Here is an 18,055-nt window from a genome sequence, read left to right on the forward strand (position 1 = left end):
GCAACCAACATTCAACGGCCCGCCTCAAGCGGGCCGTTTTGCTTTTTGCTGACGCTGGCCGCCGATTCGAACCTGTCATCAGCGGCCCGCAAGCAGGCAAAGCCAAAGCCGCAGGACAGAAAACTCAAAGCCTATCCCAAAACCAACATCACATACCGCCCGCATGGCGCAAACCAAGCGGGCCGTTTTGCTTTCAAGGCTGACCAACATCAGCCCGCACGGCCCGAGTCTGCGGGCTTTCTTGCTTTGCCGGACCCGCCAAGGATATCGGCCTGACATGATCCGGCGGCAGCAATGTAAGCCTTTACTGACGTTTAGGTGATCAAGACCCAGCGCTTTTGCAACGCATTTTGCGATGCAGCAATCGACCCACTGCGCGGCTTCACGCCTTGGCAGCGCCGCGCGCCCGCTTTCTCTCGGCCGCCGCGAGCAATTCAACGAAGGCACGCACCTTGGCGGGCCGGAAGCGGGCCGGCGGAAACACCGCATGGATGCCGCCGATCGGCAAGGTCCACTCGGCGAATATCCGCACAAGCCGACCCCCGATGATATCCTCATCGACCGCATAGTCGGGAAATATACCCAGGCCGATACCTGCGAGCACGCAAGCATAGGCCGCCGGGCTCTTGTCGCAGACGACGACGGGATTGAGTTCGGTCAGCACCGTCTCGCCATCCCTGGAAAACAGCCATTGGCCGACGCCGCGCAGCTGGGCGTTGCCGACCCAGGCCAGCGATCGCGCCTGATGCGGGGTGACGTCGGGCGGCAGGCTTGCGGCGAAAGCCGGGCTCGCCACCACGACCTGCCGTATCGTGCCCAAGCGCCGCGCCTGGTTGGAAGAATCGGTGAGCCAGCCAACGCGGATGCCGAGATCGATCTGCTCGTCGACCAGATTGCTCACCGCATCGTCGAAGATCGCCTCGACCCGCATGTGTGGATAGGTCTTCAGATATGCCGCCATGACCGGCGCCACTATCCTGGTGCCATAGTCGAGCGGCGCGGTCAGCCTCAGCATTCCGCTCGGCTCGGTCGCAGCGCGCGAGATCTCACCATAGGCCGATTCCGCCTCGCGCAGGATGATCATCGCGCGGTCATAAAACAGCCGGCCCTCCTCGGTCGGCGTGACGCGCCGGGTCGTGCGCTGCAGCAGTGTCGCACCCAGCTCCTCTTCGAGCCTGCCGATCTGATGACTGACCACGGCCTTGGCGACGCCGAGCCTGTCAGCTGCCGCGGTGAACGACCCGGTTTCCATCACGGTGGTGAAGTAGACGAGCCGGTTGAGGTTCAGAAGGTCGGCCAAGGTGAGTGCATTTTGTCTGATCTGATCAGACAGTTTGTATTATTGAGTGGCATTTATCGCAAGACTGCCGCCTGCCACATGTGGGCCAAGACATTCGACTGGCCCCGCGGCCGGTATCCCGCAGCAAGGATGGCAGCGATCGTGAGCAATCCAGACGTAACTTACCTGTTCGATCCGCTCTGCGGTTGGTGCTATGGCGCCACGCCGATGCTGGACAGGTTGTCGGCCAGCGACGTGCGCGTCGAGCTGCTGCCGACCGGCCTCTTCTCCGGTGCCGGTGCGCGGCCGATGGATGAAGGTTTTGCCGCTCATGCCTGGGCGAACGACCAGCGTATCGAGCGTCTGACCGGACAGGCATTCACACAGGCCTATCAGCGCAACGTCCTTGGCATCCGCGGCACCTTGCTCGACTCGCATGCGGCGACCCTCGGCATCAGTGCCGCCGGCCTCGAAGACTCCAGCCGCCGGCTTACCGCACTGAAGGCGATCCAGCGTGCGCGCTATGTCAATGGCCGCGACATCGTGACTGTCGAAGGTGTCGCTGCCGTGCTCGCCGACGCCGGCATGGCGGATGCCGCAGTCATGCTGAGGCAGCCGAGCGAGACATTGCTGGCGGCTTACCGCGAACTGGTTGGGCTCGGCCGCGCGTTGTTCCAGCGCCTGCATGCCAATGGCGTTCCTTCCCTTGCAATTGTCCGCAACGATGCCCCCCGGCTGATCGGCTCCAACGCGCTGTTCGGCAGCTTCGACAATCTCCTCGCCCATATAGCGGCGGTGTGATCTCCCCCACCTGATCTCCAACAAGGACTGGAAAAGACATGGCAAATGTCGCTCTCATCGGCGCATCAGGCGCAGTCGGTTCGCGCCTGCTCAAGGAACTCTCCGACCGTGGCCACACGGTCACCGGTATTGCCCGCAACCCTGAAAAAATCGCCGCGCTGCCCGGTGTGACGGCCAGGAAGGGCGATGTCTTCGACAAGGAAGTTCTCGCCAATCTGATCCGTGGCCATGATGTCGCGATCAGCGCCGTACATTTTCTGGACAGCGACCCCGATACGTTGATCGCCGCGGTACGCGCTTCGGGCGTGAAGCGCTACCTCGTCGTCGGCGGCGCCGGCAGCCTTGAAGTCGCCCCCGGCAAAAGGCTGGTCGACACCCCAGAATTCCCGGCAATCTACAAGGCCGAGGCGCAGAAGGGCGCCGACTTCCTCGACACGTTGAAGACCGTTGGCGACCTCGACTGGACCTTCCTGTCGCCCTCCGCCATGTTCGTCCCGGGCGAGCGCACCGGCAAATACCGCCTCGGCAAGGACACGCTTCTTGCCTCGGACAAGGGCAGCAGCATCTCCTTCGAGGACTATGCCATCGTCATGGTCGACGAGATCGAGAAGCCTGCCCATGTCAGGCAGCGGTTCACTGTCGGCTATTGATCAAACGGCAACGGCCGTGTCTCGATCGAGGCCGGCCGACGCCAGCCGCATCAGCGCCTCGCGGACACCGACGCGCCGATAGGTTTCGGTGGCGAGGCCGTCCTGTCTCAGCTCCTGGCGGCGGCGTTCGACAAAGGCGCGTTCCTCGGCGGTCAAATCGTGCTCGCGCTTGCGAAGCCAGTCCTGATAGGACGAATCGAGTTCCTTGACTGGCTTGGCCGCCGTCGAAACCGAAGCCGGCCGGCTGTCGGCGTAGCGCGGCCGCAAGGCGCTGTTGGGGTTGTATTCCGTCCGCTTGTCGTTTCCCGAAATGACCAGATCCGGATCCGCGACCCGGCCCGACGGGCTGTAGACGAAGGCCGAGGCGATGCGATCGAGCGCCGCGTCGACCTCCTTGGGCCGATGCACCACCTCGCGCGGCGCACGATCGGGAACGGCAAGCCTTGTGATGCCGCGATCATTGATGGCGTCGAGAACCTCACGATGATCGAGTGAGGTGATGACTTCGCGCCGGGCCGGCCAGAAATCATAGGGCGCATGCGCACCATAACCCTTGCCGATGTGGAAGGCATAGATTTCGGGATAGACCGTCAGCTCAGTGCGACGGCTCGGCTTGATATCGTAGAAGGCGGTGATGGCGATCTGCAGCAGATGGGTGGCGCCGATGCCGCCAAGCGCGTCGTCGATCACCAGGCCGAAGCGGTCATGCGGGTTCCAGTCCGGCAAGGCTTGCGCGATCGAGGCGGGCTTGCCGTCGATCTCGACGTCGAACATATCAGCCTTCAGCAATGTCACGACATGCATTGCGGTCTCCGTCGTCTTGCGCCGATTCGTCAGAACATCATCTGATCACCGGCGCTTGCGCTTGTCAGCCGGCATCCGGATAGAACCGTTCGAATCGAGGCAGGTCGGCCGGGTCTTGCGAGACGCCTTCCCCATCAGCGTCGGCATGGTTAATAGTGTCGACTTCGCGGAGGATCGATCATGGAGCAAAGCCGGCTATCGAAGAAGGAGCGGCATGCACTCATCCTGTCGGAAGTGCGTCGCTCGGCCTCGATCCGTATCTCCAGGCTCGCTTTGCGCCTGGGTGTCGCCGGCGAAACGATCCGCCGCGACCTGATCGAGCTTGGCGATGCGGGGTTGCTCAACCGTACCTATGGCGGCGCGACGATCTCGCTGGTGACATCCGAGCCGGTGATCGCCGAGCGCAGCCAGACCATGATCGAGGAGCGTGCCCGGATCGGGCGTGGCGCGGCGGGATTGGTCGAGAAAGGCCAGATCGTGATGATCGATGGCGGCTCGACGACCTACGAGGTGGCGCGCAGTCTCTCGCAGCTGAAGCGCGAGCTGACCATCATCACCAACTCCATCGGCGTGGCCTCGGTAACTGGGGCCAATCCGACGTTCCGGGTCATCCTGTGCCCCGGCACCTATGACAGCCGCGAAGCCAGTGTGGTCGGCGAGGATACGGTGGAATTCGTCAAGCGCTACAATGCCGACATTGCCATCATTGGCGCCTCGAGCCTGTCCGCGGACGGGCCTAGCGACATGATCTCGGGGGCGGCCGCGGTCAAGCGGGCGATGATTGCGCGCGCGCTGTCGACAGCGCTTGTGGTGACCAATGACAAGTTCGGCCGCAACAGCCTCGAACGCGTCTGCGGGCTCGGTGAGCTTTCCGACATCGTCACCGATCGTGAGCCGCAACCGGCGCTGCGCGCTGTCATTGAGGCGGCTGGAACGGAACTTCATGTCTTCAACGCCGGCTGAGCGACCGCTGCGGGAGGATCAGTCCGGCCCCAGCCGGAAGATTGCAGCCATCAGGCCGGGAACAGGAATGCTGCAGCGGGATCGAAAAAGATACGCTGACCTGATGCGATGATGCTACTTGCCCCCTCAGCGTCGGAGGTTGGCCTGACGTCGATCTCATCTCCGCCGGCTGTGCGCGCCACGACGCGCCGGCGGTCACCGAAGAAGGCGGTGTCGACGATCTCGACGGCCAATGCCGCGCTCGCAGGCCCCGACGTGAGGCGGAAGGCTTCCGGGCGCACCATCAGCCGGACCTTCTGGCCTTGACCGAAGGGTATTGTCGCCTTGACACCGGTCACGATCGAGCCGTCGCCGAGGCGGATCGTTGACGTACCGTCCGTTGTTTGCAGATGCTCGGCCGGCAGGAAATTCGAGTTGCCGATGAAACCGGCTACGAACTCGCTTGCCGGCCGGAGATAGAGATCCTCACCGGTTCCAATCTGTTCGATGCGGCCTTCCCTGAATAGGGCGATGCGATCCGAAAGATGCAGCGCCTCCTCCTGGTCGTGCGTGACATAGAGGATGGTGACGCCGGTCTCGCGATGGATGCGGCGGATCTCGGCCTGGATCTCCTGGCGCAGCTTCTTGTCGAGCGCCGACAGCGGCTCGTCCATTAACAGGATCGGCGGGTCGTAGGCGAGCGCGCGGGCAAGCGCCACGCGCTGCTGCTGGCCGCCAGACAGCGCGCCCGGATGGCGGTCGGCGAAGTTTTCGAGGCGCACCAGCGCCAGCATGTCGGCGACCTTGCGCCTGATCTCGCCGTCCGGCCGGCGGCGAACGCGAAGCGGAAAGGCGACATTCTCGGCGACGCTCAGATGCGGAAACAGCGTGTAGCGCTGGAAAACCATGCCGATGTTACGCTTGTGCGACGGCACCGAAAGCAGCGACCTGTCCTCCAGGAGCACATCGCCCGAGCTCGGATCCTGGAAACCGGCGATGGCGTAGAGCGTCGTCGACTTGCCGGAGCCAGACGGGCCGAGGAACGTCAGGAACTCCCCCTTGGGCACATCGATGGTGACGTCATGGACGGCGACGAAGGCGCCGAACGTCTTTCTTACCGCGCGTATGGACAGGAACGGTCGGGTCATCTGGACAATTTTCTGCGAAGGAGTGCGGTCACGATCATCAGGCAGAGCGTCAGGCCGACGAGCAGGCTGGAGGCGGCGGCAACGACCGGGCTGAGGTCGGCGCGCAGGCTGCCCCAGATCTTCACGGGCAAGGTCTGCAAGGTCGGGCTTGCCATGAAGATCGCCACCACGACCTCGTCCCATGAGGCCAGGAAGGAGAAGATCGCCGCCGAGAAGATGCCGATCCTGATCGACGGCAAGGTGATTCTCAGCCGCGCCTGCAGCGGGCTCGCGCCGCAGACGATGGCCGCGTCCTCGATGGATTTGTCAAAACCCTCGAGCGCGGCAGTGATCGGGATAATGGCGAAAGGCAACGCCAGGATTGTGTGGGCGATGACGAAGCCGACCGTGGTGCCGGCAAGGCCGATGCGCAGGAAGAAGGCGTAGATGGCGATGGCGAAAACGACCACCGGCAGCACCATCGGCGTCAACAACAGCCCGCGCAGGAACTGCCGTCCGCGAAATTCGCCCCGGACCAGGCTGAAGGAAGCGAACAGGCCGATGATGACGGCGAGGATTGCCGCCATGGCGGCAATCCGGGCGCTGGTCAGCGCGGCATCGATCCACGTCGGGTCGGCCAGCAACTGCTGGTACCATTTCAGCGTCCAGCCGGATGGCGGGAACGCCAGCCAGCGCGACGAGCCGAATGACAGGAGCACGATGAAGACCACCGGCAGCAACAGGAAAGCCGCGACTGCCGCGGTGAAGCCGACAAGCGCCACGCGCAGCCATCCGAGCCGGTCATAGTCGAGCAGCATGCTCAGATCCCTCCGCCGGTGCGCCTGGCGCCGACCAGGCGAAGCTGGATCGCGTAGAGCGCCATGGTGACGACGAGCAGGACGAAGGCGGCAGCACTGCCGAGCCCCCAGTTGAGCAGCGACTGCACCGTCTGGGCGATCATCTCGGCCAGCATCATGTTGGACGTGCCGCCGAGCAGGGCAGGCGTGACGAAGTAGCCAAGCGACATGACGAAGACCATCAGGCCGCCGGCGGCGATGCCGGGAAGCGACAGCGGCAAGAGGATGCGGCGAAAGGCCTCGAATGGGCTCGCGCCGCAAAGGGCGGCGGCGCGCAGCGTCATCGGGTCGATGGCGCGCAAAGTGCCGACCAGCGGCAGGATCATGAAGGGCAGCATGATGTAGACCATGCCGATGGTGACGCCGGCCAGATTGTTGATGAGGGGCAGCGGCTCCTGGATGATGCCGAGCCCCATCAGCGCCCGGTTGATGACGCCAGTGCGCTGCAACAACACCATCCACGCATAGGTGCGGGTGAGAAGGTTCGTCCACATCGACAGGATGATGATGCCGAAGACGATCGAGCTGATGGCCGGCGGCATAATCGCCAGCGTCCAGGCGACGGGGAAAGCCACCACGATAGTGACGGCGGTGACGACACCGGCGACCAGGAAGGTGTTGAGGAACACCCGCACATAGGTGCCGCTGCCGAACAGCGCCGCGTAGTTCTGCAAGCCCGGTTCAGGATCGGTGACGCTGCGCAACAGCAAAGCGACCACCGGTACGATGAAGAACAGGCCGACCAGGAGAAGGGCCGGCAAGGCGCTGCCGCTGCCGGCCGGCAGGCCGGCAATGGAAGAGCGTCTGAAAGAGCTTCCCTGCATCGAGCGATCCTGTCTCGAAACGGGGCGCGCAAGCCGCGCCCCGTCAACCTGCACCGGCGTTACTTGGTCTGCCAGGCATACCAGCGCGTGGCGATCTCGTCGCGATGCGCGGCCCAGTAGTTCATGTCGAGGTTGATCTGGCCATCGACATGGGCATCGGGCAGAGCCTTGACGGCATCGGCGGGCATTTCCGCCTTGGCCTTGGTGTTGATGGGCGCATAGCCGCTTGCCTCGGCGAATTTCGCCTGGCCGGCCGGGCTGGTCGCTGCGGCGAGGAACTTCATCGCGCTGCCCTTGTTCTTCGCGCCCTTCGGCACGACGAGCACGTCGGCGGCGGTGAGGTTCTGATTCCAGGCGACGCCGACGTCGGTGCCATCCTGCTGCAGGGCGAAGACGCGCCCGTTCCACAGCTGGCCGAAGGCGGCCTCGCCGGAGGCGATCAGCTGCTGCGACTCGGCACCGCCGCCCCACCAGACGATATCGGACTTGATGGTGTCGAGTTTCTTGAAGGCACGGTCGAGATCGAGCGGATAGAGCTTGTCCGCCGGCACACCGTCGGCCAGCAAAGCGATTTCGATGACGCCCGGCGCCGACCATTTGTAGAAGGTCCGTTTGCCGGGAAACTTCTTGGTGTCGAACATGTCGGCCCAGCCGGCCGGTTCGCCCGGGACGGCGCCCTTGTTCCAGGCGAGCACGAAGGAATAATAGAAGCTGCCGACGGCATGATCATTGCTGAAGCGCGGGTCGAGATCGGCCTTGGGCACGACCGCATAGTCGATCGGCTCCAGCAGTCCGTCCTTGGCGGCCTTTATGGCGAAGTCCATTTCCACGTCGACGACATCCCAGGTGACATTGCCGGCGTCGACCATGGCCTTGAGCTTGCCGTAGTCGGTCGGCCCGTCCTGCAGGACCTTGATACCGGAGTTGGCCTCGAAGGGGGCTGCCCAGGATTTGGTCTGCGCCTCCTGCGTGGTGCCGCCCCAGCTGGTGAACGCCATTTCATCGGCCTTGGCGGCGGACGCCGCGAGCAGTCCGGCCAGCAGGCCGGTCAAAATCAGTTTCATGTCATTCTCCTCTGTTGGTCTGTTCTTGTTTTTCTCAGTGCACCTGCGTCCCGCGCTGCTCAGCGCATGACGAAGGGATCGGGGATCGGCTCGTCCGAGGTCTTGATCCAGACGGATTTCGAGCGCGTGTAATCTCTGATGGCGTCGAGCCCGCCTTCGCGGCCGAGGCCCGACAGGCCGTAACCGCCGAAGGGAACCAGCGGCGATACCGCGCGATAGGTGTTGACCCAGACCACGCCGGCATGGATGTCGCGCGCCATGCGATGGGCCTTGCCGAGATTGCTGGTGAACACGCCGGAAGCCAGGCCGAAGGGCGTGTCGTTGGCGAGTGCCAGCGCTTGCCCCTCGCTGTCGAAGGCAAGCACGCTGAGCACCGGTCCGAACAGCTCTTCGCGCACACAAGGCAGGTCGCTGTCGCCGGCGTCGATGATGGTCGGCGTGTAATAGAATCCGCTGCCGGCTGGCCGCGTGCCGCCGGTAACAAGCGTGCCGCCCGCGGCAAGGCTCTCCGCGACCACCTTCTCGATCCAGTCTCGTTGGCGCAGCGTGGCGAGCGGACCCATTTCGGTCGCCGGGTCCTGCGGATCGCCGATGCGGATCGCTTCGGCCTTGCGTTTCAGCCTGCCAAGGAATTCATCCTTCACCGAACGCTCGACCAGCAGCCGCGATCCAGCGACGCAGCTCTGGCCGGTCGCGGCGAAAATGCCGGCGACCACCGCATTGGCGGCGCTGTCGAGGTCGGCATCGGCAAAGACGATGACCGGGCTTTTGCCGCCCAGTTCCAGAGTGGTGTGGGCAAGGTTCTCTGCTGTGTTCCTGACGATGGCGCGCGCCGTCGACGGACCGCCGGTGAAGGCGACGCGCGAAACCAGTCTGTGGCTGGTCAGGCGCTGGCCGCACTCATGGCCGAAGCCGGTGAGGATGTTGACGACGCCTGAGGGAAAGCCGGCCTCCTGGACGAGTTCGGCAAAGGCGAGCAGCGGCGCCGGGCCATCCTCGGAGGCCTTGAGCACGATGGTGCAGCCGGCGGCGAGCGCCGGACCGAGCTTGACGGCCGAGAGGAAGAGCTGCGAATTCCACGGCACCACCGCCGCTACGACGCCGATCGGTTCGCGGCGGATGGTAACGTCGAGATCGGGCTTGTCGATCGGCACATACGCGCCTTCGTGCTTGTCGGCGAGGCCGCCATAGTAGCGGTAGTAGTCGCCGACATAGGCGATCTGGGCACGGGTCTCACGGATGATCTTGCCGGTGTCGCGCGTCTCGAGTTCGGCCAGGCGTCCGGCATTGGCGGCGACGAGGTCACCGAGCTTGACCAGCAGTTTTCCACGCGCTGTCGCTGTCATCCTTCGCCATGGGTCTGAGTGTAGCGCGCGGTGCGCCGCCTCGACGGCACGGTCGACATCGGCTTCGCTCGCCGCCGGCATTTTCGCCCAGGCCGCCCCGGTCGACGGGTCGACACTGTCGAAAGTGACGGATGGCTCGTCGAAGCGGCTGTCGATGAAGTTCCTGAAAAGAGCGTCGGTCATTGGCTGGTCAGTCAAGGGCTCGCGATCAGAGGAAGGCCGGCATCACCCGGTCGATGAACAGTTGCAGCGATTTCATCTTGCGCTCGTGCGAAAGGCCGCTGTCGATCCAGATCGAATACTGGTCGTAGCCGAGCGCCTCGTGGGCCTTCAGCCGGGCGATGACTTCGTCGGGTTCGCCGATCACCAGATTCTGCCTGATCTTGTCCGGCGCGTATTGCGGCATGGCCGCGATCTCGTCCGCCGTCAGCGGTTCCAATATGCCTTGATGCACCGGCTTCTTGTTCTGGAACCAGGCGCCGAACTGGCAGTAGAAATTCGACAGATCCTGCGTCAGGCGATCGGCGTCGGCCGCGTCCTCGGCGACGAAGGTGTGCATCAAAAGCATGATTTCGGGCCGTTCGATCCCGGGATGCGTGGCGCAGGCGGTGTTGAAGCGCTGCATCAGGCTCGCTACTTCTTCATCGCCGGACGCCAGCGGCGTCACCTGGACCTTGCAGCCATTGGCGACGGCGAAATCGTGCGAGTTCGGGTCGCGCGCGGCCACCCAGATCGGCGGGTAGGGTTTCTGCAGCGGCTTGGGCGAGGAAGTGGTGGCAGGGAACTGCCAGAACTCGCCGGAGAGCTCGAAGTCGCCGTCCCAGAGGCCGCGGATCGCCGGTATGATCTCGCGCATGCGCTGGCCGGCCCCCCAGGCGTCGAGCCCCGGGAAGACGCGCTGGTATTCATAGCTGTAGGCGCCGCGCGCGATGCCGATGTCAAGCCGGCCGCCGCTGATGACGTCGGCCATCGCCGCTTCGCCGGCAAGCTTGATCGGATGCCAGAAGGGTGCGATCACGGTTCCGGTGCCGAGGCGAATGCGGCTGGTCTTGGCCGCGAGATAGGCGATGTTGATGAAAGGATTGGGCGAGATGGTGAATTCCATGCCGTGATGCTCGCCGATCCAGGCCGTCTCGAAGCCTGCCTGTTCGGCCATCAGGACCAGTTCCTCGAGCTCGGTCAGAAGCTCGGAATGCGGCTTGGCCAGATCCGACCGTTCCATGTGCACGAAGAGCGAGAATTTCATCGCTGGTCACCTGTGTTGACGGCGGAAGCGCCTGCCCTGGCGAGCGGGCGGACCTCACCTTCGACGTCGTTGCCGACATAGACGCCGAATGCGTCCACCGAGCATTCCCTGATATAGCGCGCGAGCATCGAGCGGATCGCAGGATCGGCGATCTTCAATCCTTCGATCGCGTCGATCTCGATCAGCCGGATGCCGCGATTGCTGGAAGCGGGCACGTCGAACGTGCCGCGATAGTAGACATGGGTGCGTGAAACAGCTCCGGCGTCATCCCAAACGGCGAACAGGAAGCCGAGCTGGGCCTCGATGGCCTTCGCCGCAAGCAGTCCTCGCAGGCTTTTGCCATCGCCGGCCGAGCCCAAGCCTCGGCCGCGCGGCAGTTCGAAACCGTCCGCCGTTTCCAGGAACAGGATCCGGCCACCATTTTCGAGGATGGCGCCGACATCGGTGCCGGGCTGGGTGGCGGCGAGCGCATCCTGGCTGAGGCCGGGTGCGACATAGGCGCCGCGGCAATAGCCGAGCGGCTGCGCGGAATTATGCTCGAAATCGCGGACACGGCCGATGAGGATCGAATGATCGCCGGCCTCGACCAGCCGCTCCATGTCGCAGTCGAAGGATGCGACGGAGCCGTCCAGCACGGGGCTGCCGGTCCGTCCCGGCCGCCAGGCCACGGATGCGAATTTGTCGGCCGCTTTCGAAGCGAAGATGCTGGACGCAGCCTTCTGACCCTCGTTGAGGACGTTGATGGCGAAGCTCTTCGAAGCCGCGAAGACGGGATGGCCTAGCGCCTTGTGGGCGATGCAGACCAGCACCAGCGGTGGATCGAGCGACACCGAGGTGAAGGAGTTGGCGGTGAAGCCGCGCGGCTCGCCTTCGGGGCCGATCGTGGTGACGATGGTGACGCCGGTGAGGAAGGAGCCAAGGGCGCGGCGGAACTCGCCGCTGTCGAACCCGGCGTTCGTCTTCGCAGCGCCGTCTTGTTCGGCCGCTTCGTCCTCTGCGAGGAAGTCGACGATATGGCGCGTGGTGAGGTCGGGCGCCGCGACCGCCATCATGTGCTTCTCGCCCCGCAGCACCGTGCAGCGGCCGTGCGGCGCCAGGCGTGCCATCGCGGCCGACATCGCCGGCGACGAGTTCCTGTCCTCGGAGCCGGTCATGAACAGGGCCGGCACGGCCAGCGTTGGCAGGCGGTCGGCATGATCGCCGTCGGCACGAGCGAACAGGCGATAGGTGCGAGCATAGCCTTCCGGGTCGGCCGCGCTCAGTGCGGATGACGTCTTCTGCGCTGTCGCCTCCAACTCGGCCGGCACCGGATCTCCGAACCAGCGGGCAATGGTCTGTGCCGTGCCGGCCGTATCGCTGCAGCCGTTGAGGGCCGCCGCTCGCTCTTGGACGGCCTTGGCCAATTCAGGCGGGCGGCGGAACACGGCGTTGAGCGAGACGATGCGGCGGACGCGCTCCGGTGCGCGCAGCGCGAGTTCCTGGGCAACGAGCGCGCCCATCGAATGGCCGACGACGGACACCTGGTCGAGGCCGAGATGGTCGAGTAGGCGAATGGCCTGATCCGCATAGTCTGCCAGCTCCGAGTGCTGCGGCGGCAATGGCGACTGGCCGTGGCCGAGCATGTCGATGGCGATGACGTCGAAGCTGTCGGCCATGCGCTCGATCTGCGGCTGCCAGATCGCGGCGTTCATGCCGACGCCGTGGATGAACAGAACCGGCGTGCCCGCGCCGGCACGGATGAAGCCGGTGCCGTCGGGCGCCGTGCCCTGTCGAGCCCATGCCAAAGCGTCAGCCATGCACGTCCCCAAGCTCCTTGAGGTCCTGGTAGCGATCGCCGATGCGGTGGTGTGGGCGGCCGCCGATCGACGCGCCAAGCGCCACCACCAACTCGTCCGGCGCCGGCGCATCGCCGATCTGGAAATGCACGGTCAGGTAATGCGAGCGTCGCCCCTCGTCATTCTTGTCCATCAGCGGGATCATGATCGGCGTGTTCGGCCCGCCGCGCAGATTGGTGAAGGCGAGATATGTCTTGGCGCCGACGGCACGGCGATAATGGTTGCCGAAATGCAGCGTGTGAATCAGCGCCGAGGCATGCTCGATCTCGCCTGACGTGCCGCAGATGGCCGCCTTGCCGTAGCCCTCGATCGCCTCGCCGGAGCCGGCGACGGCAATGATCTCGCGGGTCAGGATTTCTCCCAGCACCGGCGCACAGGCGCGGATCTCTGGGGAAAGATCGGCGGTGAAACCGCGCCCGGCCCAGGGGTTGGTCAGCACCGCGGCGACGCCGATCAGGCGTAGCGGCCTGGACGCGACCTTGCCGCCTTCGATCAGCGTGTTCTCGGTGTAGGTCACGATCTTGCGGATGGCAGGCTGCATGGAATCCTCGGGTCGGCGATGCCAAGGGATCATGCGATCCCTGTATCATCTTATGGTATACCATGCTATGGAGCGCCAAGTACCTTGTCAACCGGGTATGGAATCTGTTTTCGTGGCGGCGCAGGAGGCAAGACATGCCAGACGACACGCTTCGCATCGACCGTAGCGCCAAGACTTTGAGAACGCTGGCGCTGGAGCGCATGCGCGAGGCGATCATGGATTTCCATTTTCAGCCCGGCGAAAGGCTGGTCGAGCGGCCGCTGTGCGATCAGCTTGGCGTCAGCCGTTCCGTCGTGCGCGAGGTTTTGCGCCAGCTGGAAGCCGAGGGACTCGTGCAGATGATCCCAGGGCATGGGCCGGCGGTGGCCAGGCCCGACCTTGGCCGCACCGACGAGATCTATGAGCTCAGGGCGCTGCTTGAAGGCATTGCCGCCCGCGCCTGCGCCCTGTCGGCGACCAGCGAACAGGTGGCGACGCTGGAGCGCGCCCTGGCGGACCTGTTCGAGGCGTGGGCATCGGGGACGCCGCCGGCGGTGATGCGGGCGACGACGAAATTCTACGAGGCGCTGTTCGAGGCCGCCGACAAGCGCGTCGCCTGGGAAATCGTCAGCGGGCTGAATGTCCGCATCAACCAGCTTCGTTCGATGACCATTGTCTCCGCCAACCGGCGCGAAGCGGCGATCGCCGAGATGAACGAGATCATGTCTGCGATCCGGGCACGCAAGCCGGAAGAGGCGGAAGCCGCGGCGCGGCGGCATGTCGAATCGGCCTGGCAGATCGCCCGCACTGCGTTGCAGCCGCCGGCATAGACTGCCTACGCGCCGCCGGCCATGACGGCTCGCAGCCAGGCCGTGATGGCATCGAAGTCGATCGATTTCGTTGTGTCGACGTCGAAGAGCGGTCCGCGCCGCAGCGGCTCGGCGCGCTTGGCAAGCTCGATCAGTTCGGGGATATAGGCCGCACCGGGATGGCCCGCCGGGCGCTGGTCGAGCCGGGCGCCGTAGCGCTCGGCAAGCACCTCGCCGGGCGCGTGGCACCAGATTTCGAAAGTCTGTTCGACGCCGGCCTTTCGCAGATGATCCTCCAGAACCTCGCGCGGCTGGAAGCCGAACCAGGCATCGACGACCGCGGTGGTGCCGGGCGGGGCTTCGCCGACAACCGACCAGATCGCCTGGTAGCTGGCGCGGCCGAGCGTGCGATTGAACAGGCGGTCGCCGCCGCCGAGCACTTCGAGGAACGGGTTCTTGATCGTGTCGAGCGCCAGCAGCGGCCAGCCCATGCGATCGGCGATGCCGCGCGAGACCGTGCTCTTGCCACTGGCGGGAATGCCGTTGACGAGCACGGCGCGCCGGGTGCGATTGTGCTGGGCTGATGGCTCCGCCAGTGCCTGCAGGCCAGCGCCGATCACGCCGGCGTCGTCACCGAGTTGTGCGGCTTCGACCTGGCATTGGTACCAGGGTGCTAGCGCCGGCGCGCGGCCGAGTGCTGCATGGGCGGCCCGGCCAAGGCCGCCGCCAAGCAGCACGAGATCGGGAGCGAGCATGGCAACGGCGGTGTCGATGGCGGCACGCAATGGTTTCGCCCAGGCATCCAGTATGCCGCGCGCCTGGATGTCGCCGGCGGCATCGCGGGCAAAGAGCTGGTCGACCGAAATGTCTGGGCCGAGCCCGGCGCGTGCAATGTGACGGCCGAGCGCCGTGCCCGAACTGGTGGTTTCGACGCAGCCGCGCCGGCCGCAGGCGCAGACCTCGCCATTGACGTCGACAGTGATGTGGCCAAGCTGACCCGCCGTTGCCGAGCCACGCGTGATCCGCCGATCTTGAGCGACAGCGCCGCCAATGCCGGTGCCGATGGTGAACATGACGATGTTGCCATGGCCACGTGCAGCGCCGAGCGCCATCTCGGCGGCCAGCGCCATGTTGCAGTCATTGTCGATGACGACAGGCTTGCCTGTCATATCTTCCAGGCGCTGTGCCAGCGCAACCGAGGCCAGGTTGACATAGCCGCCCGACAGCACCGCGCCGCGCCGCGCATCGACGCGGCCAGGAACACCGACGCCGATGGCCTTCACATCCGGCGTGTCGAGAAGGCGCACCATGTCGGCGATGCGGCCGAGCACCAGCTCCGGGTCGGGCGCGCTCTTTTCGGAAACGCGCTTGAGGATTTCACCGGTGCCGGAAATGCGGGCGGCACGCAGATTGGTGCCGCCAATGTCGATTCCTATGCTGAGAGGCATGGCGTCCTGCATTTGTCTTCACGCAATTCCGGACGCAAAGCCGCTTCACACTTTTGCTGGAATAGCTCTCGTCCAACGCAGATTATCAGGCAGCGGCTTTCTGCCGGTAGTGCCCGATCACCGCCTGGATCTCACGCAAGCGCGGCACCGCGATGGTCTTAAGCCTTTCGCGCTGGATGTCACGGTCGAGCGAAATGCAGTCCTTCCACAGCGAGCGGCCGGCAATGACGCCAGAGGCGCCGTTCTGCATGGCGATCTCGACCTGGCCAAGGAAGGTGGCGTGGTTGACGCCGGCCGAAAGCACCGCCCAAGGCACGTCGCCGGCCATTTTGGTGATGTTGGCGCAGGCTTGCGGCGTTCCGGGGTAGGGGAGCTTCAACACCTTGGCGCCGCACTCCAGCGAAATCCTGGTGCCTTCTTCGACAAGCCATGGCGTCTTGGCCGCATAGTCCTCCGGGCTTTCCCCGTCGAGCTGGTAGGTCAGGAATTCGACGACCAGCAGCAGGTCCTCCTGTCCGAAATCGGCGATGCACTGGCGCAGGATGGCGATGTTGTGCTCATTGGCTTCAGGCTTGTCGGCTCTGAGATAGACCATGATCTTGCCGCCGGTGCCGCCCAGCGCGCGGACGCGGCGCGCGTCGATGCCGGGAACCAGGCGCGACAGGCGGTAGCCCTCGGGCGAGAGGTCGAAACCGGAAGCGTCGAGGCCGATGAGCAGCGCCGTATCGCGGTTCAAGACGCCCTCGTCGACAATGCGCGGCACCGCGCAAAGCGGGTCGAGCAACACGCAGGACGCGGCACTGGCGAGGTAGCGCGTAATGTCGGCCTTGGTGTCGCCGAGCATGTCGTTGGTGATCTTGGCCTGTTCCGCTGGGTCCGACGCCAGCAAGGTCCGCATGCCGCCGCGCTGGTCGCAGGCAATGGCCACCATGGCCCCGTCCTTGCCGCATATCTGCTGATAGCCGCGCAGCTCCGCGGTGGTCATCTTGGTCATGGTCTCATCCGATGTTGGCGCTCTCTCGCGGAGGGCGCGGATCCCGTGGAAACAACAATGTTCAGTCCTGCCCGCCCTGCCGGCGGGAAGCCGTGACGCGCCATCGCCCTCGAGGAAAGCGCTTCGCCGACCCTGCGGCCTGGAAGCCACCACATTGCGAGTTGGCTGGATTTGCGCGATAACTCCCGTCGGCGTATACGTGTGTAACACGTTGCTGAAAGGAATTGCAAGCTGTCTGTTTCCCCCATCCAGGATGCGACCGCATCGCGGACGATGCTGCACACGGTGGCCAAGCTGCATTATGTGGAGGAGATGTCGCAGGTCGATATCGCGCGCCGGCTCGGTGTCTCAACCGCGACGATTTCGCGTCTGCTGCAGCGGGCGCGGGCCGAGGGCATCGTCCGCATCGAGGTTCTCGACCTGGCAACGCCGGAGGACATCACCCGGCAGTTGATATATGGCTTGAAATTGCGGGATGCCGCTGTGGTCGAGACGCCGGCGGCGGGCACGCTGGCGGCGCTGGCGGCACCGCTTGGCGGGCTGCTCAGGCAGGCACAGCTGGTGGCTGGCTCCGTCGTCGCCATCGGTTGGGGGCGCGCCGTGCGCGAGGTGATCCGGGCCGGCCTGCCGCGCATGCCGGGCGTGCTGACCGTGGCCGCCACCGGCGGCATGCAGCAGCAGGCGGCGCATTTTCAGGTCAACGAATTCGTGCGGCTCGCCGCCGAGGAGTTCGGCGGCACGCCGCATTTCATCCACGCGCCCTATCTGCCCTCCACCGAATTGCGCGAGGTCTTCCTCCGCGACGCCGCCATCCGCGATGCCGTCGCTTTGTGGGAGAGGACCGATATCGCGATCGTCGGCATCGGCCTGCCGCATGCCATCAATGCCCCCGAGGCAAGTGCCGCCACGCCGAGCGAACAGGCATTGGTTCATGCCGCCGGCGACGTGCTTCGCCATTACTTCGATGCCGAGGGGGCGCTGATCGCCTGGGAAGGGGAGAGCCGGATGATCGCCATGTCGCCGGCGCAGCTGCGCGCCGTGCCGCTGGTTATCGGCCTTGCCGCTTCGCCGGAAAAGGCGACGGCAATCATTGCCGCCGTTCGCGCCGGCCTGATCAACACGCTGGTGACGGATACCAAGACGGCACAGGCCATCCTCGCGGCGCTCGCGTAGCCATGGAGCGGGCAGGGCGCTGCCACGAAAACCAGTTGTGCCGCTGAAAGCCCCGGGCGATAGTTGACTGGGGGGCTCTGCGGAGCAGTCGGATGTTGCACGGTGTGAAAAGCCCGACACTGTCAGCTCGGAAAAACCGGGTTGCAATTTATTTCTGCAAAGTGTTACAAGTTCGAGCGCCCGCCGGCAAGGCGAGGCGTCGGGCACAGTTTGCCGGCCCTCGCGGAGGCGGAGGAACGGGGTTGTGGCCAGGTGCGCCGGTCGGCTGACCGGCTGACATATCGACTGGAGGGCGCTTGGGAGGAGCTGCCCGCGAAAGGCAAACAGGCGTTCCCG

The 18,055-nt window shown here is 65.0% G+C and carries 18 protein-coding genes; 6 read left to right on the plus strand and 12 right to left on the minus strand.

Going from position 1 to position 18,055, the window contains the following annotated elements:
- Nucleotides 1-276: hypothetical protein (locus AC04SF_RS32435; RefSeq protein WP_488481106.1), on the plus strand; the 276-nt coding region annotated here is incomplete at its 5' end.
- A 106-nt stretch (nucleotides 277-382) separates the two neighbouring features.
- Here the strand turns inward: AC04SF_RS32435 and AC04SF_RS32440 are convergent.
- The gene (locus AC04SF_RS32440) at nucleotides 383-1,300 is read right to left on the minus strand and encodes a LysR family transcriptional regulator (protein ID WP_488481107.1); all 918 of its coding nucleotides are present in this window, start codon (nucleotides 1,298-1,300) and stop codon (nucleotides 383-385) included.
- Nucleotides 1,301-1,441: 141 nt separating this feature from the next.
- Between AC04SF_RS32440 and AC04SF_RS32445 the strand changes: the two genes are divergently transcribed.
- Nucleotides 1,442-2,080: a DsbA family protein gene (locus AC04SF_RS32445; RefSeq protein WP_488481108.1), complete on the plus strand. Its 639-nt coding sequence runs from the start codon at nucleotides 1,442-1,444 to the stop codon at nucleotides 2,078-2,080.
- Nucleotides 2,081-2,118: 38 nt separating this feature from the next.
- Entirely contained in the window at nucleotides 2,119-2,730 is a 612-nt protein-coding gene (locus tag AC04SF_RS32450) for an NAD(P)-dependent oxidoreductase (RefSeq protein WP_488481109.1), read from the plus strand.
- Here the strand turns inward: AC04SF_RS32450 and AC04SF_RS32455 are convergent, their stop codons facing one another.
- Nucleotides 2,731-3,534, minus strand: a complete 804-nt coding sequence (locus AC04SF_RS32455) for a hypothetical protein (protein WP_488481110.1) — start codon at nucleotides 3,532-3,534, stop codon at nucleotides 2,731-2,733. It abuts the gene before it with no gap.
- Between the two features lie 180 nt (nucleotides 3,535-3,714).
- On the opposite strand from AC04SF_RS32455, the gene AC04SF_RS32460 reads away from it, so the two are divergent.
- Nucleotides 3,715-4,497, plus strand: a complete 783-nt coding sequence (locus tag AC04SF_RS32460; RefSeq protein ID WP_488481111.1) for a DeoR/GlpR family DNA-binding transcription regulator — start codon at nucleotides 3,715-3,717, stop codon at nucleotides 4,495-4,497.
- 50 nt (nucleotides 4,498-4,547) lie between these two features.
- Here the strand turns inward: AC04SF_RS32460 and AC04SF_RS32465 are convergent, their stop codons facing one another.
- The 8 genes from AC04SF_RS32465 to AC04SF_RS32500 are packed head-to-tail and all read right to left on the minus strand — an operon-like array spanning nucleotide 4,548 to nucleotide 13,316.
- Nucleotides 4,548-5,624, minus strand: a complete 1,077-nt coding sequence (locus AC04SF_RS32465) for an ABC transporter ATP-binding protein (RefSeq protein WP_488481112.1) — start codon at nucleotides 5,622-5,624, stop codon at nucleotides 4,548-4,550.
- Nucleotides 5,621-6,421, minus strand: coding sequence for an ABC transporter permease (locus AC04SF_RS32470; RefSeq protein WP_488481113.1), 801 nt, complete (start codon nucleotides 6,419-6,421; stop codon nucleotides 5,621-5,623). The genes AC04SF_RS32465 and AC04SF_RS32470 overlap by 4 nt, the downstream gene beginning before the upstream one ends.
- Before the next feature lie 2 nt (nucleotides 6,422-6,423).
- Nucleotides 6,424-7,284, minus strand: coding sequence for an ABC transporter permease (locus tag AC04SF_RS32475; protein ID WP_488481114.1), 861 nt, complete (start codon nucleotides 7,282-7,284; stop codon nucleotides 6,424-6,426).
- Between the two features lie 59 nt (nucleotides 7,285-7,343).
- Nucleotides 7,344-8,348 (minus strand): ABC transporter substrate-binding protein, encoded by a 1,005-nt coding sequence (locus AC04SF_RS32480; RefSeq protein ID WP_488481115.1) that lies wholly within the window; start codon nucleotides 8,346-8,348, stop codon nucleotides 7,344-7,346.
- A gap of 59 nt (nucleotides 8,349-8,407) precedes the next feature.
- Nucleotides 8,408-9,877, minus strand: a complete 1,470-nt coding sequence (locus AC04SF_RS32485; protein WP_488481116.1) for an aldehyde dehydrogenase — start codon at nucleotides 9,875-9,877, stop codon at nucleotides 8,408-8,410.
- A gap of 25 nt (nucleotides 9,878-9,902) precedes the next feature.
- Nucleotides 9,903-10,940 (minus strand): LLM class flavin-dependent oxidoreductase, encoded by a 1,038-nt coding sequence (locus AC04SF_RS32490; RefSeq protein ID WP_488481117.1) that lies wholly within the window; start codon nucleotides 10,938-10,940, stop codon nucleotides 9,903-9,905.
- The gene (locus AC04SF_RS32495) at nucleotides 10,937-12,736 is read right to left on the minus strand and encodes an alpha/beta fold hydrolase (protein WP_488481118.1); all 1,800 of its coding nucleotides are present in this window, start codon (nucleotides 12,734-12,736) and stop codon (nucleotides 10,937-10,939) included. Before AC04SF_RS32495 ends, AC04SF_RS32490 begins: the two co-directional genes overlap by 4 nt.
- On the minus strand, nucleotides 12,729-13,316 hold the full coding sequence (locus AC04SF_RS32500; RefSeq protein ID WP_488481119.1) for an amino acid synthesis family protein: 588 nt from the start codon (nucleotides 13,314-13,316) through the stop codon (nucleotides 12,729-12,731). Before AC04SF_RS32500 ends, AC04SF_RS32495 begins: the two co-directional genes overlap by 8 nt.
- A 134-nt stretch (nucleotides 13,317-13,450) precedes the next feature.
- Here AC04SF_RS32500 and AC04SF_RS32505 point away from each other — a divergent pair, with 134 nt between their 5' ends.
- The gene (locus AC04SF_RS32505) at nucleotides 13,451-14,125 is read left to right on the plus strand and encodes a GntR family transcriptional regulator (RefSeq protein ID WP_488481120.1); all 675 of its coding nucleotides are present in this window, start codon (nucleotides 13,451-13,453) and stop codon (nucleotides 14,123-14,125) included.
- Nucleotides 14,126-14,130: 5 nt separating this feature from the next.
- Here AC04SF_RS32505 and AC04SF_RS32510 read toward each other — a convergent pair whose 3' ends face one another.
- A complete protein-coding gene (locus AC04SF_RS32510; protein ID WP_488481121.1) occupies nucleotides 14,131-15,552 on the minus strand; it encodes an ROK family protein in 1,422 nt (473 codons plus the stop codon).
- Nucleotides 15,553-15,637: 85 nt separating this feature from the next.
- Nucleotides 15,638-16,546, minus strand: a complete 909-nt coding sequence (locus AC04SF_RS32515) for a tagatose-bisphosphate aldolase (protein WP_488481122.1) — start codon at nucleotides 16,544-16,546, stop codon at nucleotides 15,638-15,640.
- A gap of 273 nt (nucleotides 16,547-16,819) precedes the next feature.
- Here AC04SF_RS32515 and AC04SF_RS32520 point away from each other — a divergent pair, with 273 nt between their 5' ends.
- Complete coding sequence (locus tag AC04SF_RS32520) at nucleotides 16,820-17,719, plus strand: sugar-binding transcriptional regulator (RefSeq protein WP_488481123.1); 900 nt, start codon at nucleotides 16,820-16,822, stop codon at nucleotides 17,717-17,719.
- Nucleotides 17,720-18,055: the final 336 nt, after the last annotated feature.

The organism is Mesorhizobium sp. CNPSo 4671 (assembly GCF_057784245.1).

Bases quoted from the DNA above. Each gene is read 5' to 3' on its own strand.
- AC04SF_RS32520 (WP_488481123.1), top strand. From the start codon at position 16,820: ATGCTGCACACGGTGGCCAAGCTGCATTATGTGGAGGAGATGTCGCAG.
- AC04SF_RS32490 (WP_488481117.1), bottom strand. From the start codon at position 10,940: ATGAAATTCTCGCTCTTCGTGCACATGGAACGGTCGGATCTGGCCAAG.
- AC04SF_RS32465 (WP_488481112.1), bottom strand. From the start codon at position 5,624: ATGACCCGACCGTTCCTGTCCATACGCGCGGTAAGAAAGACGTTCGGC.
- AC04SF_RS32450 (WP_488481109.1), top strand. From the start codon at position 2,119: ATGGCAAATGTCGCTCTCATCGGCGCATCAGGCGCAGTCGGTTCGCGC.
- AC04SF_RS32515 (WP_488481122.1), bottom strand. From the start codon at position 16,546: ATGACCAAGATGACCACCGCGGAGCTGCGCGGCTATCAGCAGATATGC.
- AC04SF_RS32455 (WP_488481110.1), bottom strand. From the start codon at position 3,534: ATGCATGTCGTGACATTGCTGAAGGCTGATATGTTCGACGTCGAGATC.
- AC04SF_RS32475 (WP_488481114.1), bottom strand. From the start codon at position 7,284: ATGCAGGGAAGCTCTTTCAGACGCTCTTCCATTGCCGGCCTGCCGGCC.
- AC04SF_RS32500 (WP_488481119.1), bottom strand. From the start codon at position 13,316: ATGCAGCCTGCCATCCGCAAGATCGTGACCTACACCGAGAACACGCTG.
- AC04SF_RS32495 (WP_488481118.1), bottom strand. From the start codon at position 12,736: ATGGCTGACGCTTTGGCATGGGCTCGACAGGGCACGGCGCCCGACGGC.
- AC04SF_RS32460 (WP_488481111.1), top strand. From the start codon at position 3,715: ATGGAGCAAAGCCGGCTATCGAAGAAGGAGCGGCATGCACTCATCCTG.
- AC04SF_RS32505 (WP_488481120.1), top strand. From the start codon at position 13,451: ATGCCAGACGACACGCTTCGCATCGACCGTAGCGCCAAGACTTTGAGA.
- AC04SF_RS32510 (WP_488481121.1), bottom strand. From the start codon at position 15,552: ATGCCTCTCAGCATAGGAATCGACATTGGCGGCACCAATCTGCGTGCC.
- AC04SF_RS32470 (WP_488481113.1), bottom strand. From the start codon at position 6,421: ATGCTGCTCGACTATGACCGGCTCGGATGGCTGCGCGTGGCGCTTGTC.
- AC04SF_RS32480 (WP_488481115.1), bottom strand. From the start codon at position 8,348: ATGAAACTGATTTTGACCGGCCTGCTGGCCGGACTGCTCGCGGCGTCC.
- AC04SF_RS32485 (WP_488481116.1), bottom strand. From the start codon at position 9,877: ATGACCGACGCTCTTTTCAGGAACTTCATCGACAGCCGCTTCGACGAG.